Origin of the sequence: Methanobrevibacter sp. UBA417 (genome assembly GCF_002508845.1) — an archaeon.
GTDB lineage: Archaea > Methanobacteriota > Methanobacteria > Methanobacteriales > Methanobacteriaceae > Methanobrevibacter_A > Methanobrevibacter_A acididurans.
The window spans coordinates 1-16,102 of record NZ_DAZC01000023.1; the positions used below are offsets into that span (position 1 = coordinate 1).

Annotated in this window: 11 protein-coding genes and 1 pseudogene; 8 read left to right on the top strand and 4 right to left on the bottom strand. The window is 25.9% G+C overall.

Translation table 11 applies throughout. The annotated features are described in order from the left end of the window. Positions 1–114: 114 nt before the first annotated feature. Entirely contained in the window at positions 115–1,011 is an 897-nt protein-coding gene (locus tag BP769_RS03705) for a LysR family transcriptional regulator (protein ID WP_413862108.1), read from the bottom strand. 145 nt (positions 1,012–1,156) lie between these two features. Here BP769_RS03705 and hxlB point away from each other — a divergent pair, with 145 nt between their 5' ends. Beyond that, positions 1,157–1,747, top strand: a complete 591-nt coding sequence (hxlB, locus tag BP769_RS03710) for a 6-phospho-3-hexuloisomerase (RefSeq protein WP_413824585.1) — start codon at positions 1,157–1,159, stop codon at positions 1,745–1,747. A gap of 12 nt (positions 1,748–1,759) precedes the next feature. Here the strand turns inward: hxlB and fdhD are convergent, their stop codons facing one another. After that, positions 1,760–2,512 carry a formate dehydrogenase accessory sulfurtransferase FdhD gene (gene fdhD, locus BP769_RS03715; RefSeq protein ID WP_413824583.1) on the bottom strand — a complete coding sequence of 251 codons (753 nt, stop codon included), beginning with the start codon at positions 2,510–2,512 and terminating at the stop codon, positions 1,760–1,762. A 361-nt stretch (positions 2,513–2,873) separates the two neighbouring features. Here fdhD and BP769_RS03720 point away from each other — a divergent pair, with 361 nt between their 5' ends. Genes BP769_RS03720 through BP769_RS03735 form a run of 4 tightly spaced genes read left to right on the top strand, consistent with a single transcriptional unit; the run spans position 2,874 to position 6,486 of the window. Then, positions 2,874–3,974, top strand: coding sequence for an ABC transporter substrate-binding protein (locus BP769_RS03720; protein ID WP_413824580.1), 1,101 nt, complete (start codon positions 2,874–2,876; stop codon positions 3,972–3,974). A 23-nt stretch (positions 3,975–3,997) separates the two neighbouring features. Beyond that, complete coding sequence (locus BP769_RS03725) at positions 3,998–5,023, top strand: FecCD family ABC transporter permease (protein WP_413829067.1); 1,026 nt, start codon at positions 3,998–4,000, stop codon at positions 5,021–5,023. Between the two features lie 43 nt (positions 5,024–5,066). After that, a complete protein-coding gene (locus tag BP769_RS03730) occupies positions 5,067–5,882 on the top strand; it encodes an ABC transporter ATP-binding protein (RefSeq protein WP_413824575.1) in 816 nt (271 codons plus the stop codon). Between the two features lie 31 nt (positions 5,883–5,913). Beyond that, a complete protein-coding gene (locus BP769_RS03735; RefSeq protein ID WP_413824573.1) occupies positions 5,914–6,486 on the top strand; it encodes an FmdE family protein in 573 nt (190 codons plus the stop codon). A gap of 182 nt (positions 6,487–6,668) precedes the next feature. Here BP769_RS03735 and BP769_RS03740 read toward each other — a convergent pair whose 3' ends face one another. Further along, a complete protein-coding gene (locus tag BP769_RS03740) occupies positions 6,669–10,217 on the bottom strand; it encodes a right-handed parallel beta-helix repeat-containing protein (protein WP_413824570.1) in 3,549 nt (1,182 codons plus the stop codon). Between the two features lie 134 nt (positions 10,218–10,351). Then, on the bottom strand, positions 10,352–12,157 hold the full coding sequence (locus BP769_RS03745) for a right-handed parallel beta-helix repeat-containing protein (protein ID WP_413824567.1): 1,806 nt from the start codon (positions 12,155–12,157) through the stop codon (positions 10,352–10,354). 695 nt (positions 12,158–12,852) lie between these two features. On the opposite strand from BP769_RS03745, the gene BP769_RS03750 reads away from it, so the two are divergent. The 3 genes and pseudogenes from BP769_RS03750 to BP769_RS03760 all read left to right on the top strand — a co-directional run. After that, positions 12,853–14,640, top strand: a complete 1,788-nt coding sequence (locus BP769_RS03750; RefSeq protein WP_413829069.1) for a right-handed parallel beta-helix repeat-containing protein — start codon at positions 12,853–12,855, stop codon at positions 14,638–14,640. Positions 14,641–14,958: 318 nt separating this feature from the next. Further along, positions 14,959–15,639 carry a DUF2162 family putative transporter gene (locus tag BP769_RS03755; RefSeq protein WP_409198136.1) on the top strand — a complete coding sequence of 227 codons (681 nt, stop codon included), beginning with the start codon at positions 14,959–14,961 and terminating at the stop codon, positions 15,637–15,639. A gap of 53 nt (positions 15,640–15,692) precedes the next feature. After that, a pseudogene (locus BP769_RS03760) lies at positions 15,693–16,102 on the top strand (MotA/TolQ/ExbB proton channel family protein); the annotation flags it as partial.

Here is a 16,102-nt window from a genome sequence, read left to right on the forward strand (position 1 = left end):
AATTAGAATTATTTTCACAATATCTATATTAAATTTTATACTTTAATATTATTCTAATTTTTCCTACCATATGAAAAGTAATTTAACAAATATACATTTTAAAATCTTTTTTTATTAATTTATTTTCCAAGGTTTTATTGGTTTAAAACCTTGTTCAAATATTTTATTCTGACCTTTATTTAACATATAGTCTATAAATTCTTTATTTTCTTTTTTATTATCATTAACTTGTATTAAGCTAATAATATGATTAGTTTCCACTTTTAAAATATCATTTCCATGAAAATAACTAGCATTTAAAAAAGTGTATAAATCTGAATTATTTTTAACTATTTTAAATGCATCAAATTGGGATTTAACTTCTTTTTTAATATTAAATTCCACATTTTTTTGTTTTAAAGTGTCCCATACTAATCTTTGTGCGCTGCCTTTCACACTAACAAAATTTTTCCCATTTAAGTCTTCTATTGTTTTTATTGGTGATGATTTATTATTAGAAACTAAAGTGAGGTAATCATAACCAATGGCTGTAAAATCTAAGTTATTTTGAAAACCGATTAATGGATCATCTAAAGCTAAAATATCAATTAAATTCCTTTTTCCTAATTCAAATGCACTTTCATCATCACTACTAAATACTGATATATCGAATGGGATATCATTGCTAATTGATTCTAAAAGTCCTGAGACAATATGTCCTCCAGCAATATTTATTTTATTTGATTCGTTAAGTCTAATTTGATATTGATTATAAATTTTAATTAAATTTAAACCTTCTTTTGTTAAAGTAGTTCCTGAACCATAATTATTTTTAACTAATTTAAACCCTAATTTATTTTCAGCATTTTTTATTTTTCTATCTAATGCAGAATGAGAAAGATTTAATTTTTCTGATGTTTTTCTTATGGATTGAGTTTTTTGTAATGATTTTAATGATTCAAATAATTTGTAATTATAAATATACCCATTAATATCTAATTCGATTTTAGGTTTTATATTATTTTCATTCATATGATTTAATCTCTGTTTTTTATTTTTAAAATAAATAATTATAAATATTTAAATTATTATATATATTTAATAATTATTTTTATTATCAAATTTTATTAATAATATTATTGAAACTTTTTATAAATATTAAGGTTGGCTAAAAATTATGGAATTAATGAAAACATCAATTAAAGCGATGTTAAAGAATATTGAAAATGCTGAAGAATATTTAACTGAAGATAGCATTAATCAATTCATTGAAATTTTAACTACTTCTAAAAATATTTTTGTTACAGGGGCTGGAAGATCAGGTCTTGCAGGTAAAGCATTTGCTATGAGATTAATGCACTTAGGACTTAGTGCTTATGTTGTAGGTGAAACTATTTCCCCCGCTATATATGAAGATGATTGTATATTAGCTATTTCAGGGTCTGGTGAAACTAATACTATTGTTAATGCTGTTCAAATAAGTAAAAATAGAGGATCTAAAGTTTTAGCTTTAACTTCTTACCCTAATTCTTCTTTAGGTAAATTAGCTGATTCTATATTGTATGTTCGAGGTAGGACTAAAGCTGAAGTTGATGATCAAGATTATCTTAAAAGACAATTTGATGGTAATTACACTTCTTTAACTCCTTTGGGTACTGCTTTTGAAATAACTTCACTTGTATTCTTAGATGGGCTTGTTTGTGAATTAATGCAAGTAATGGGAAAAACTGAAAGTGATTTAAAGTCTAGACATACCGTTTTAGAATAATTTTCTTTATTTTTAGTTTAAATTAATCCGATTTGGGTTTGTATAAATATTAAATCTATTTCCTCTGACAAACCCTATCATTGTAATATTTCCTTTTTCTGCAATTTCGTAACCTGAATTTGAGGGTGCTGCATTTGATATTAATATTGGTATTCCTACTCTTATGACTTTAATAACCATATCTGCGGGCATTCGTCCACTATAGGTTATATAAGATTTTGATAAATCATAATCTTTATTTATGGCTGCTCCTATTACTTTATCAACGGCTACATGTCTACTTACATCTTCTCGGATTATGTAGTTGTCTTTATAAATTATTTGTGCTACATGTGTACCTCCTGTTTGTTTCCATAGTGGTGCTTCTTTTTTTAATCTTTGTATATTCTGAAGAATGTCTGTAGCATTAATTTTTAAATTAGATTTTACTGGAGTTATTTTTTTTATTTCTGATCTCCATCCGCCACCACAATCGGATAAGATACAACCTCCTTTTGTGTCTATTTCAGTAGGTTTTATTCTTATATTAATATTTTTACCATTTTTTTCAATTTTTTCAATGTCCTCTACTTTGTTTATTAATCCTTCTCCTGAAAGATAGCCTATTACAAAATCTTCTAAGTTTTCAGGGTATGTTGAAAATTTTCTTTGGGGTAATTGATTAATTTGTAAATTAATATTTTCATCTTTTATAATTTTTTCACTTACTTCGTGGGATTGTTCATTTTCATATTTTATGGCTTTTACTTTTTTTATTTTTTCCATAGGTGATGCCTTTCCTTAGTTGATAAGATTTTATTCTTTTTTTATTTTAATTATTATTCTTTTTTTATTTTTTATCTATTAATCTTATTATATAACTATTGTTATATTATATTTTAGTAAATTATTTATATTAATTTAATGTAAAATATATTCATATCGTTAATATTTATATCTCTTAAAAATTATTTTTTTAAAAAATAAAGTTTTAATATTCTTTATTAGTTAAATAAATCAATAAATAAGTTAAAAAATTAATATATATTTATATTAACTTTAATAATTAGATTTAAATTAAATTTAACGTTAGCAATAAATGTATAATATTAAAACAATTTAAGATATTCTCAGTTTTGTGATAATTATGGAAAAGAAAACAAAAATAATATTAATCCTTTTAATGATTTTACTTATATGTGCTATTGGGGTAACAGCTTTCATGTCCCCTTCTTCCACATCAAAAGGAAATACAACAATAACTGATATGGCAAATAGAACATTAACAGTACCATCATCAATAAACACAGTAGTTGCAACAAGTCCTCCTATGACAACAATAATTTACATGTTAGCTCCTGAAAAATTAGGAGGCCTCAATTTCCAATGGACTAATGAAGAATTAGAATATGTTCCTAGCCAATATAAAGATTTACCTAATATAGGAGGATGGTATGGTTCAAATGATGGGAATTATGAACAATTCATAGCATCTGATCCTGATGTAGTTGTAGAATCCTTAGATGAAGGAAGTTCAGATAACTCTACAATAACCGATAGACAAGAAAAATTTGGAACAATACCTGTAGTAGGTGTAAATGATACTACAGATGTAACTAAAATTGATTCTTCTATTAAATTTATAGGAAAATTAATTGGAGCTGAAGACAAGGCTAATTCATTATGTGCATTTAATGATAAGTACATCAACAAAGTTAAAGAAGTTAATTCAACAATTTCTGATAATCAAAGAAAAACAGTTTATTATGCAGAGGGAGAAGATGGATTAAGCACAGATCCAAATGGTACTTCACATTCTCAATTAATAAGTTTATGTGGGGGAAACAATATTGCTGATGTAGGAACACAAGAAGGTGAAGGTCAAATTTCAGTTTCCATAGAACAAGTTGTAGGATGGAACCCTGATGTGATTATTGCAAATGATCCGGACTTTTATAATAAAGTATACTCAGACCCAACATGGTCAAATATAAATGCAGTAAAAAATCATCAAGTTTATTTATCCCCACAATCCCCATTTAAATGGTTTGATAGACCACCAGGTGCTAATATTATTATAGGAGTACCATGGACAGCTAAAGTATTATATCCAGATCAATATTCTGATATTCATTTAAAAGATGTTACTAAAGAATTTTATTCTGACTACTATCATATAGACTTAAATGATCAACAAGTAACTGATTTACTTAAAAGTTCTGGATTGAACGAATCTCAAATTGCATAAAGAATTATAACATTGGTTAAAATATGGATGAATCTGGATTATTATCAAAAAATCATGAAATTATCGCTTATAGTATCCTAATTTTTTTACCTATAATTCTTTTTTTTATAGCTTTTATGGTTGGAAGATATCCTATTACTCCAATACAGGTAATACAAACAATTTTATCTCCAATATTCCCTAATTTGGCAGTTTCACCCACAATTTCTAGTATAGTTTTTGATGTTAGATTACCTCGTATAATTGCGGCTGTATTGGTTGGGGCTTCTTTATCTATTGCAGGTGCGACTTTTCAGGGTTTATTTAAAAACCTTTTAGTGTCTCCAGATTTACTTGGTGTGAGTAACGGTGCAGGATTTGGTGCAGCTTTAGCTATACTTTTTTCAGCAGGAAATTTCTTTATACAACTAAGTTCATTTATCTTTGGTTTAATATCTGTATCTATCACATATTTAATATCTAAAAGTTATAAAATAGAAGGAACTTTATTATTAGTACTCTCAGGGATAGCTGTGTCTGCATTTTTTAATGCACTTATTTCCGGTACAAAATTTTTAGCTGATCCTTATGATAAATTACCTGAAATTGTGTTTTGGTTAATGGGAAGTTTAGGAAAAGTTACCACAGATCAATTATTAATGATATTAATACCAATGTTTATAGGTTTAGTTATAATCTTACTTTTAAGATGGCATTTAAACCTCTTAAGTATGGGGGATGATGAAGCACAATCTTTAGGTTTAAATCCTAATCGTTTAAGAATAATACTTATATTTGCATGTACTCTTGTAACTTCTGCAGGAGTAAGTATTAGTGGGGTTATTGGATGGGTTGGATTAGTAGTTCCCCATATAACCCGTATGATAGTTGGTCCGGACCATAAATTATTATTACCCGCTTCATTAAGTATTGGGGCAAGTTTTTTGTTATTAATTGACACTATATCTAGAACAGTTATAGCTATTGAAATACCATTAGGAATATTAACTGCACTAATTGGAGTTCCAATATTCTTATATTTATTACGTAAAGGTTATTCACAATGGTAAAAAAATTGTAAAATATATTTAATTAAATGAGTTGAAAAAAGATATGGAAAAAATAATGGAAGTAAAAAATATTTCATTTTCTTATGAAAAAGATTCTCCCGAAATTTTTGAGAACATCACTTTCAATATTGAAAAAGGTGATATTTTATGTATATTAGGTCCTAATGGGATAGGAAAAACTACTTTAATAAAATGTTTAAATGGTTTACATGAAATTAATAATGGTGAAATTTTATTAAATAAAAAAAACATTAAAACATTATCTTTTAAAGAAATATCAAAAATGATTGGTTATATCCCTCAAGGTCATATTCCTTCATTTCCATTTTCAGTATTTGATGTGGTGTTAATGGGGAGAACACCTTATATTAACCTTTCAGCAGCACCAAAAGAAAAAGATTTAACGATTACGGAAAATGCATTAAAAAATATTGGAATATATCATTTAAAAGATAAACCTTATACTAATTTAAGTGGAGGAGAACGTCAATTAGTATTTTTAGCTCGTGTATTAGCACAAGAACCAGATATTTTGATTTTAGATGAACCTACATCTCATTTAGATTTTGGTAATCAAATAAAATTACTTGAAATATTAGAAAATTTATCTAAATTAGGTTTAGCTATAGTTATGTCTTCACATTTTCCAGATCATGCATTTATAGCATGTAATAAAGTAGCTATAATGAAAAATAAAAAATTTATTGATTTTGGCACACCTGAAGATGTAATAACTGAAGAAAATCTTAAAAAAGCTTATGGTATTAATGTGAAGTTAATAAATTTTGAGGATAGGAAAGTTTGTATACCTTTAAAAACGAATTTAAACCTTAATCTTGAAAATTTTAAAAAAATTTAATTATTAAAATAAATATTAAAGGAGAAAAAAAATGATAACTAAAGAAGCATATGAAGAACAATTAGCAAAAGCAAAAGAATTTCATGGAGAAGTTTGTGGAGGAATAGCAATAGGAACCAAATTGGCCATGTATGGTATGGATCTTATGGGTATGGAATTAAATACTCGTCATAAAAACTTAATTGTTTTTGTTGAAATAGATAGATGCATGGCAGATGCAGTGCAATCAGTTACAAAATGTAGTATGGGTAAAAGAAGTTTAAAACAAATGTATTATGGGAAATTTGGTGTAACTTTTTATAATATGGATACAAAAGAAGCTATCCGTGTGTCAGATGCAGATGCAAATAGTAAAGAAGATATATGTGAAACTAAAGCAGAAATGATTCAAAGATTCATGGACACTCCTGCAGAAGAATTATTTAATGTAGAAAAAGTTAAAATTAGACCTATTCCTGATGCTCAAATACCTGGAAGTGCACATACAAGTACATTTTGTTCAGTTTGTGGAGAAAAAGTCACTGATGATAGACATTTAGTTAGAGCTGGAAGACCTATTTGTAAATCATGTGCTGAAGAATCCTATTATGAATTAATTGATTAAAAAAATAAATAATTTTTTTAATTATACATAAATTTATTTTTTTTAAATTTTTCTAATATTATTTTTAAAATTTCTTTTTTTAGTTTAAGTTTACAATTTAAATATTTTCTTATAATTTCTAAAAAAATTAAAAAAATAGGAAATATAAAATTAAAATATTTTTTTATATAACTTTTTAAATTTTAATAACTAGGTATTTCATTGTTGGGAACATTATATTTCTCAATCACATAATAAATACGTTCAGTACTTTTAAGTGAACCTGCTGATACTTCAATAATATTATCACTAGATTTATATTCTGAAGGATTAAATGTAATAGTCCCTGTTCCATTAGTAATTTCTATTTCGGTTTCAGTTCCATTAACATTGAGTGTGAAAAATAGTGTGAATGTTGGGAGATTTGTATCTAAAGTATTATTCTTGTAAAAGTTTACATTATATGTTCCAGGTTTTGTACAGGTTATATTAAATGTAATTGGGGTAGTTTTTATTCTAGGACACATTGTTCCAGCTCCAACAGTACCATTTAAATCCCAAGTTACTAAATGGTTTGTACCATACCAATTTGCACCAATAACAAGTTTTAAACTATCATTCCATTGTCCAGGTCCATAAATTCCTTCTGGATTAGCACTCATTTCACCTAAAATCATCATACTAGGTCCTTTAGCATTATTATATATTGCATTATCTGTAACAACTGGATATATCGCATTTTCTGCTAAATCATAATGTTTCCAAAAAGTAATTCCTTCTAATGCATTTTCACAAATAAGATTTTTAGTTATAGTAATGCCGGTACTATAATTAGAATCAATAAGTATTCCAATATAATTATTAATTATACTATTGTTTATTATACTTGCATTTACTCCAGAGTTATTTAGATATATACCATAACCTAATGGTCCTTCTGGAACTTCAAGTGTATAATTTCCCACATTTTCATTAATTGTATTATTGAAAACTTTTGTGTTACTTACATTATAATCATAGTTTATTCCGTAATTATTTTCTTTTAAAATATTATTATTTACAAAAATATTTTGAGAGTTGTTTAAATAAACTCCATTTTCATATGAACTAATAGTATTATATTCTAATACTATATTACTACTATTTAATATGCCAACACCATTTCCGGGCATTATTTTTAAGCCTTTTGCATATTCTGTTTTATATTCAGAATCTAAAATATTTTTAATACTATTATTACTTAGTTTAATATTGCTAGTATTTTCTATTTTTATACCAGTTCCTTCATAACTTATGAAGTTAAAATTACTTATATTTGAATTCATTCCTGATTTAGTTATTAAAAATATTTCACTACCATTTATTCCATTTAATGTTGTGTTAATGTTTGTAGTAATGTTTAATGGTTTATTAATTATCAAAGAAATGTTATTATAATTTTCACCTAAAAATAGTATATTTGATTCATTATTTGAATCAATTAATTTTTGAATTTCATCATTACTAATATTTTGAGGAATGTATAATATATTATTTTTATTAATTATAATTTTATTAGTAGTTTCACAAGGTGCATATTTTTCATTTCCCAAATATTCAACTTTAACAGTATAATTTCCTGGATTAAAATTTATCTGAATTTCACTTACACCCTTTTCATTAGTATACAAAGTATAAGAAATGGACTGATTTCCATTATAAAAAGTTATTAAAAGCTCTTGATTAACAAGAGCATTGGTATCATTATCAATTAACAATACATTATAATAACTTCCTTTAATAGAATTTAAATCAGATCCAATTAATTTAGTTTTTTTTTGACTTGTTGTAATAACATTTATAGTAGCACTTGCACTAGAATCAACATATTGACTTGTTTCCCCAAATGAACATTCAGCAGTATATACTCCTGGGTAGAGGTTAATTTCTAGTTGGTATTCTCCGTTGTTATCGGTTGTTTGCCAGTATATTTTATTAGCGCCTGTTTGCGGGTTAGTTAATTTTAATGCTATGTGTTGTCCGATTATTGGGTTTCCTTGGTTGTCAGTTAATTTTCCAGTGAAGTTTTGTCCTGCACCGTATATTTCTTTAAAGTCGTTTGCAGTTAAAATAGTATCAATACTTTTATTAGTAGGTATATCAGAATCATTTACATTATAAAATGCATATGGTCTATTACCACCATCTAATGACCCCATTCCAGGACCAATAACTGTAACATTATTTCCAGTCTTTAAAAAACTAGCATTTCTAAAGTCAACTACAGCTGTACCATTATGTATTTCAGTAATACTATAAATATCACCTGTTACAGGGCTTGTAGCAGTATTATTTTTATTTAAAAAGAATGTCATTTCAACACTGTTAAAATCTGTAGCAACACTTCCATTATTTTTATATACAAAAGAAAATGAATAAACACCATTGGATACTTGTGTAATATTTCCAACTATAAGATCTTTATAAGGATTAGCACTTCTTAATTCTCCTGGAGCATAAGATGTACTTCCACAAAATAGTTCGCCATAGTAAATATTACTCCATATAAATATTTGTCCAGTTCCAGTAGTATAATGCCCATTACCATCACCTACATAAGTATAAGTATCAGTAGTTGCATTATAATCATAATCTCCATTATTACTTTTTGTATAAACTGCAGTGAAAACAGCTCTTTGTTTATGGAATCCAAAGAAATTTTGATCGACTATTTGAATATTTTGATTTATAAGATTTCTTACACGATAATCATTGAATATTCCATACATTCCATTTTCATATATGAAATTTCCACGAATTAACATATTAGTAATATTATTATTAACATATATTCCAGCACCCATTGTGGCACGGCTTTGGTCTTGAATATTTCTATTATAAAAAATTTTATTATTTAATATTTTTACATTATCTGCTGTACTCGCATTAATTCCATATAAATTAGCAGTAATATTATTCATATCAATTGTGGTTTGTGAAACACCCTCATCCAAACTAATACCATTTAATGTGTTTTCATGAATATAATTATTTTTAATTAAAGTACTATCTGAATTTTCAAGTATTATTCCTTTAATTGAATTTTTTATGTTTGAATTAGAAATTGTAGTATTTTTAGCCCCTTTAATAAGTATGGCTTGTCCATTTGTAGAACTAACAGTACAGTTAGTGATTAATATGTTATTTCCACCATTGATATATATACCATAAGGATCTACAATATTTCCGGATTCTACTTCATTTATTAAAGTAAATCCTGAAAGTACAGAATTTGAAGCTTCTGATGTGAAGTAAAATATACCTAATCCATTAGAACCTTGAGTATTTGAAGGACAAGTCGACATTGTAGTTCCACAATTACTTATAATATTTAATTGTTTATTAACTATTATATGACAATGTACATAACTTGTTCCAGTAATAAGGATAGTATCTCCAGCATTTGCTTTGTTAATAGTATCTTGAATAGTTGGATTGTCCATCTGATTTTTACTTGAACCATCTACTATGTAAGTTGTTCCATTACTTGTTCCAAGTTTATAATTATTAGTTGATTCATTAATATCCTGTGATTCTGTTATTGTATTTATTGAATTTGCAGATATCTCTTGATTAATATTTGTATTATTAATATCTTGATTAATACTTGAGTAACTTGCTGTATTATTAATATCTGCAGCCATCACAGAGCTTATAGAAAATATAGAAATTAATAAAGTTAAAGATATTAATAAGAATATTTTTTTCTCCATTATTTATCCTCAAATTTTTTTATTTATATTAAAATTTTATAACACATGTTAAGTTTTTTTGAAAAAAAATATTCTGATAAAAACAGAACTATTAATTAGTTCTATTTATCAGAATATAAAGATTTTTATTTTATTTAAGCATTTGTTACAGTAATAGTACCGTCAACAGATGAGGATGTGTAATAGCTGGTTCCTTCATATGAAACGTTTACTGTGTAACTACCTGCGTATAATTCGATTGGGATTTGGTATGATCCTGTTGTATCAGTAGTTCTCCAGTATACTTTGCTTTGTCCGTTACTGTTGGTGAGTTTTATTGCAACATGTTGACCTACAAGTGCTCCGCCGTTTGCAGTTAATGTACCGGTTAAGTTTTGAGCAGCACCATAAACTTCAGTTAAATTGTTAACAGTTAAGACTGTTACGGTTTTGTTTTCAGGAGCTTTAACTCCTATGTTAGCAGTTCCCATACTTGCATTGTATTTAGTGTTTCCTGCGAAACTGTAGGTTACAGTGTAATCTCCAATGTATAAGTTGATTGGTAATTGGATTTGACCGTTTTCATCAGTTGTTGTCCAGTAAACTTTACTTTGACCATTACGGCTGAGGTTTAATGCGATATGTTGACCTACTACGTAGTATCCGTTACTATCGGTTAAGGTAGCAGTGAAGTTTTGTCCGTCACCATAAGTTTCAGTGAAGTTTTCTGCGGTTAATTTTGTGTTACTGTATGGGTTAGTTATGATTACAGTACCATTAGTACTGTTTCCTTCCCAATCTGCTTGGAAATATTTGTATGGTGTAACGTTATTGTATGCATTGTTTGCTAATGTGATTGCACCAGTTACATCTAAGGATGTAGCTTTGTTGTATATTTCAAATGCAGTAATTTGAGCTGGGTCTTGACCTTCAGCTGCAGAGAATATATTATTTGTAATTGTTATATTACCTATTGGGCTTGGGTATCCATGTGCGGTGTTACTTGCTTCAGAGTAAATAACAGTGCTTCCCCATTGGTTAACTTTTAAGTTTTTGAATGTGTTGTTTATAATAGTTGTTGTGGTTGCAGATTTGGTAAGAGAAATTGCATCAGCTATTCCACTATCAAAAGTGTTACCTTTAACTGTTATGTAACCTACTCCACCACCGAAGTACATTCCATAGGAAGCATTATAGAAGTAATTGTTAATAACTTGAACATATTGAGCATTAGATGCTACAGATATTGCATCAAGTACATTTCCTTCAACAACACTATTTTGAATGGTGATATTGTTACCACCCATTATGTTTACTGCTTTATCTCCTTTTTCTTTATTTCCGTCGTGAGTTATTTTTTCTGTTACACCTGTGAAGTAACAATTTGTTACTAAACAGTTAGTACATCTACCAAAGTAAACTCCACTTGCTCCATTATAAAAGGAACAGTTAGAAATTGCTATATCTTTTACACTATTTGAGTAAATTCCATAACCATTATCATTTGCTTTAGAAGCATTGTTTTGTGTCATGTGGAAGGATATTCCACTTATTGTTGTTCCATCAGGGGTAGTAGTGTTACCTGCAATTATATTGAATATTGAGTTACTGTTACCATCACCTAAACCGTAAATATTAGTTTGGTTGTTTCCAGCACCACTAATATATAATTGTTTAGTAATGTTTACTTGATCAATATCTTTATAATCACCTGCAGCAAACTGAATACTATCTCCAGCATTTGCATTATCAATTATTCCTTGTATAGTACTAGTATTAGAACCAGATGTTATATTATAACTTTGACTTGCTGAAACAGTTGATACATCATTGATTGCTAAATTTGAAGCATCATTTGAAACAGTAGTATCATTTGCTATATCTGCAGCAGAAACAGCAGAGACAGTTACAGTTAATAATACTAATAATACTAATGGAAGTAATATTTTTTTGTAATCCATTATTTTTTTTCTCCATTTAAATTTTTTAAAAATTAACACTAATATTACTAAAAAAATAATTTTTAATCATTATTTTTTCCATAAATAATATCCAATATTTAAGAATATAAATTCTTTAATTTCAGAATAAAAAAATAGTTGTAATCTTTAAAAATATCCACTATTTTTTACTTTAAATTTTTTATTAATATTAGTATTAATTATATATACACGTTATGAATATAAATGTTTTTCGAAAAAATTTAGATTGACAAATTTTTTTTAATAATTGAGACTTGACCATAAATATATTTTTCAATGAAAAATTTCTTGAATTTGTAATCTAAGAATTTTTAGAATGATTTAATTATTAATTCTTTTAAATATTTATAAATAAATTAAATTATTGGTTTTAAACAATTTTACATAAGATAAGTGCTATTTTTATTTGTATATATTCGTTTAATTTCATATTTTAATTTTAATTTTAAAATATTATTTTTAATATTTCCTCAAAAAAATTGTTTAACTATTTTCGAAAGGTATATATATGTATATCAAAGAAAGATTTTATTAAATATTAATATAATGTAATAAGTTTGTGGAATTTAAAAATTTATTTTTTTAAGGAGGTGAAAAACCTGAATAATAAATTTACTAAATTATCAATCATATTGGTATTTTTCACTATATTATTAATAAACACAGGATTTGTTATGGCACAACCATTAAATGAAAATAATATTTCTACAAATTCAAGTTTAAATAGTATATTAAATCAAAATTCACAAGTTAATATAACTAATGAGTCTGATATTTCACTTGATGAAAATAATACTCAATATTCAAATAGTATACTTTCTGAAAATTTAATTTCAAATAGTTCAAATATTGTTTATATTGGAGACCAATCATCATATAATAATTCAAATAAAACATTCAATGATTTTATTCAAAATGTTTTGGATTCATCACCTGCAGGATCTACTTTCATTTTTAATGGAAGTTATTATCATGGATTAAATTTAATAATTAATAAACCATCAAACTTAGTAAGTTATGGTACAGTTATTAATTCTTCATCTAATAATCCAGTTTTTACAGTAACTGAAAATGCATCTAGTACAAATATTACAGGATTTAAAATTATTTCTGATGGTGATGGAATTTTTATTAATGGTGCTAATTATGTTTCAATAATTAATAATATAATTTCCACTAATGGAAATGGAATTTATGGAATAAATGCTCATAATTTACTTATTATGAATAATACGATTACGAATAATGCTAAAAACGGTATTTACTTAGATAATATTGAAAATTCTATTATAAAAAAGAATTATATCTCATTTAACAAGATAGATGGTTTATATTTAACTAATTCCAAAAATATTGAAATATTAAAAAATACATTTTATTCAAATGAAGAAGGAATTAAAGTAGATAAAAATGTAGATTCATTAAATATAACAAATAATATCTTTAATAATAATGGTGGTGTATCTAAAAAGTATGCTATTGTATTTAATTCTATATCTAATGTAAACCTTAAAAATAATACTTTTAATGATAATGGAAATGGTATCAATATTAATGCAGAGACTAATAATTTTAAAATAGTGAGTAACTCTTTCACTGGTGGAAATATTGGTGTCAATTTTGGTGCAAATTATAAAAAAGTTTCAAAAGGTTTAACTTTGGAATATAATGCTTTTCAAAAAGGAACTGGGCACTGTTTAGAAGCTAGAGATAGTATTTATGAAGAACTTGGCGGAATTGTTGTTGGAGCTAATTGGTTTAATGGAAATACAAATAATGGATTTATTTGTCCAAGAATTCAAGCAGGAATTATTCAAGCAAGTTTAACACAATCAGGATCCAATACTTTTAATGTCATATATACTTATAATGGACAAATTGTTACAAATTTAGCAAGTTTTGTTGCTACAGTATTTGTTAATGGTGTAGGTCAACAAATGTCTGTAAGTCAAGGTTCAGGAACTTTCACTGTATCTGGTGGAGTGGGATCTTCAGCTAATGTTAATTTTGGAGGTTCAACAGAATCATTTAATGTTAATGTTCAAGAATGGAAAGATAATAATAATCAAAATCAGAATAATAATTCTAATAATAATAGTAATGGCACAACTACTAATTCAGGTAGTGGATCTCAAGGTTCTAGTACAAGTAGTGGTTCTAATTCAGGAACTTCTAGTGGTAGTGTGAGTTTAACTGGTAATACTATTTCAAGTACTAGTTCTAGCGGTGAAAGCTCTAGTAGTTCTTCTAGTTCAAGTTCTAGTAGCTCTTCTAGTGCAGGTAAAACATCACAAGCTTCTTCAACTGCTGCTAATTCTCCAGTTACAAAAGCTTTAAGTTTAGATGAAGATTCATTTAGAGTTTTAGGTATTCCAAGTTTATTATTACTAATAATAATTGCAATTGGTTTTTATTATCGTGAGTACATCATAAGATTCTTGAAAAATGATTTAAAAATTTAAATTTAATTTTCATATTTTTTCTTTTTTATTTTTTTAGTATAAATTTTTCATAGAATAATTTTCGTTATGAATTTAATTACATGCCGATTCGGCTTTTAATGAAAAAACCATTTAAAAAAAAGCTTTTTAATGTCTTATTCTTTTAATTATTTAATATTTATTAATATTTTTTATATTTAATCATAGTCGCTCTTTTGTTTTTATATTAACCTTCATAAATTTTAAATATATTTTTTTAAAGAATTTAAATTTAAGAAAACTTTTATATAATATTACCGATTAAATAAATTATATTATAATAGAAAAATGTGATAAAAAATGTTAAATTTAATTTGGTATTATTTAATAATTATTTTAATTTTATTTGCTATTAACTTTGGATTATTGTTGGATGTTGCAAAATTAAATTTTAAAAAGTCTATTACCTTTTCGGTTATTTACTCAATATTAATATTTATCATGTCTGTAATTGCATTAAATTATGGTAGTTTATTAACATTTTTTAGTAAGATTATTCCATATGTCCTATTTACAGTTGGATTAATTCTCTTAATTTTAATTATGTTTTATTTATATAAATGGAATAAAAATGAGGTTAAAGCAAAAATTAACTCATTAATACTTTTAATTACCATAATCTGCCAATTTACATTAATATTTTCATTAGTTGCTATATGGAATCCTCAAAGTTCAATATTTTTCAATGCTGGAATTGTTTCTATAATATTTTTAATAATGTCTATATTATCTTCATGGATTTTAAAAAATGCTATTAAACAAATTCCTGGAGGAATTAGTGAATTTATAATTTTAGAATCAATTTTAGTCATGATCTTTGGTTTGACTTTTAATTGTGTTAAAGGGTTAAATTATGAAGATTTTACTCCTTTTACAATATTAACTCCGACATATGAAGTTATAATGTTAATTATTGGAATTATATCATTAATCATTGTAGGAGTATTTCTTAATGATTATAGTTTAAAGAAAAATCAATAAATATAATATAAATATTGTTTTAATTTTTTATAAAAAAATGGAGAAAATTTATAATGATAATAGTTGGTACTGAAATATTAACTACATTTATTCATATTGTGTCTGAAAGTTTACTTACTCCTGTTGTAGTGCTTTTAGTCCTATTTTTAATAATATCTATATTGGCTATCGGTGGATTAATTAATGAAAAATATACTAGAAAGCCAATGAAAAAAAGAGAATTAGAAACTCTTTTAAATGATGTAGATAATTCTTCAAGTCCTGAAGAAATTAAAAATCATGTTAAGTCAAGTACTCTTTTTAATACTCAAAAAGATATTATTGTTAATATTATTGATAATCATAATTTAGATTTAGAAGCTAGAAAATCTTTTGCTACAAAATTAGTTGAAGATGAGCAAATGATTTTATTAAAAAAGACTAATCTCACTGATATTTTTGTTCGGCTTGGTCCTGTACTTGG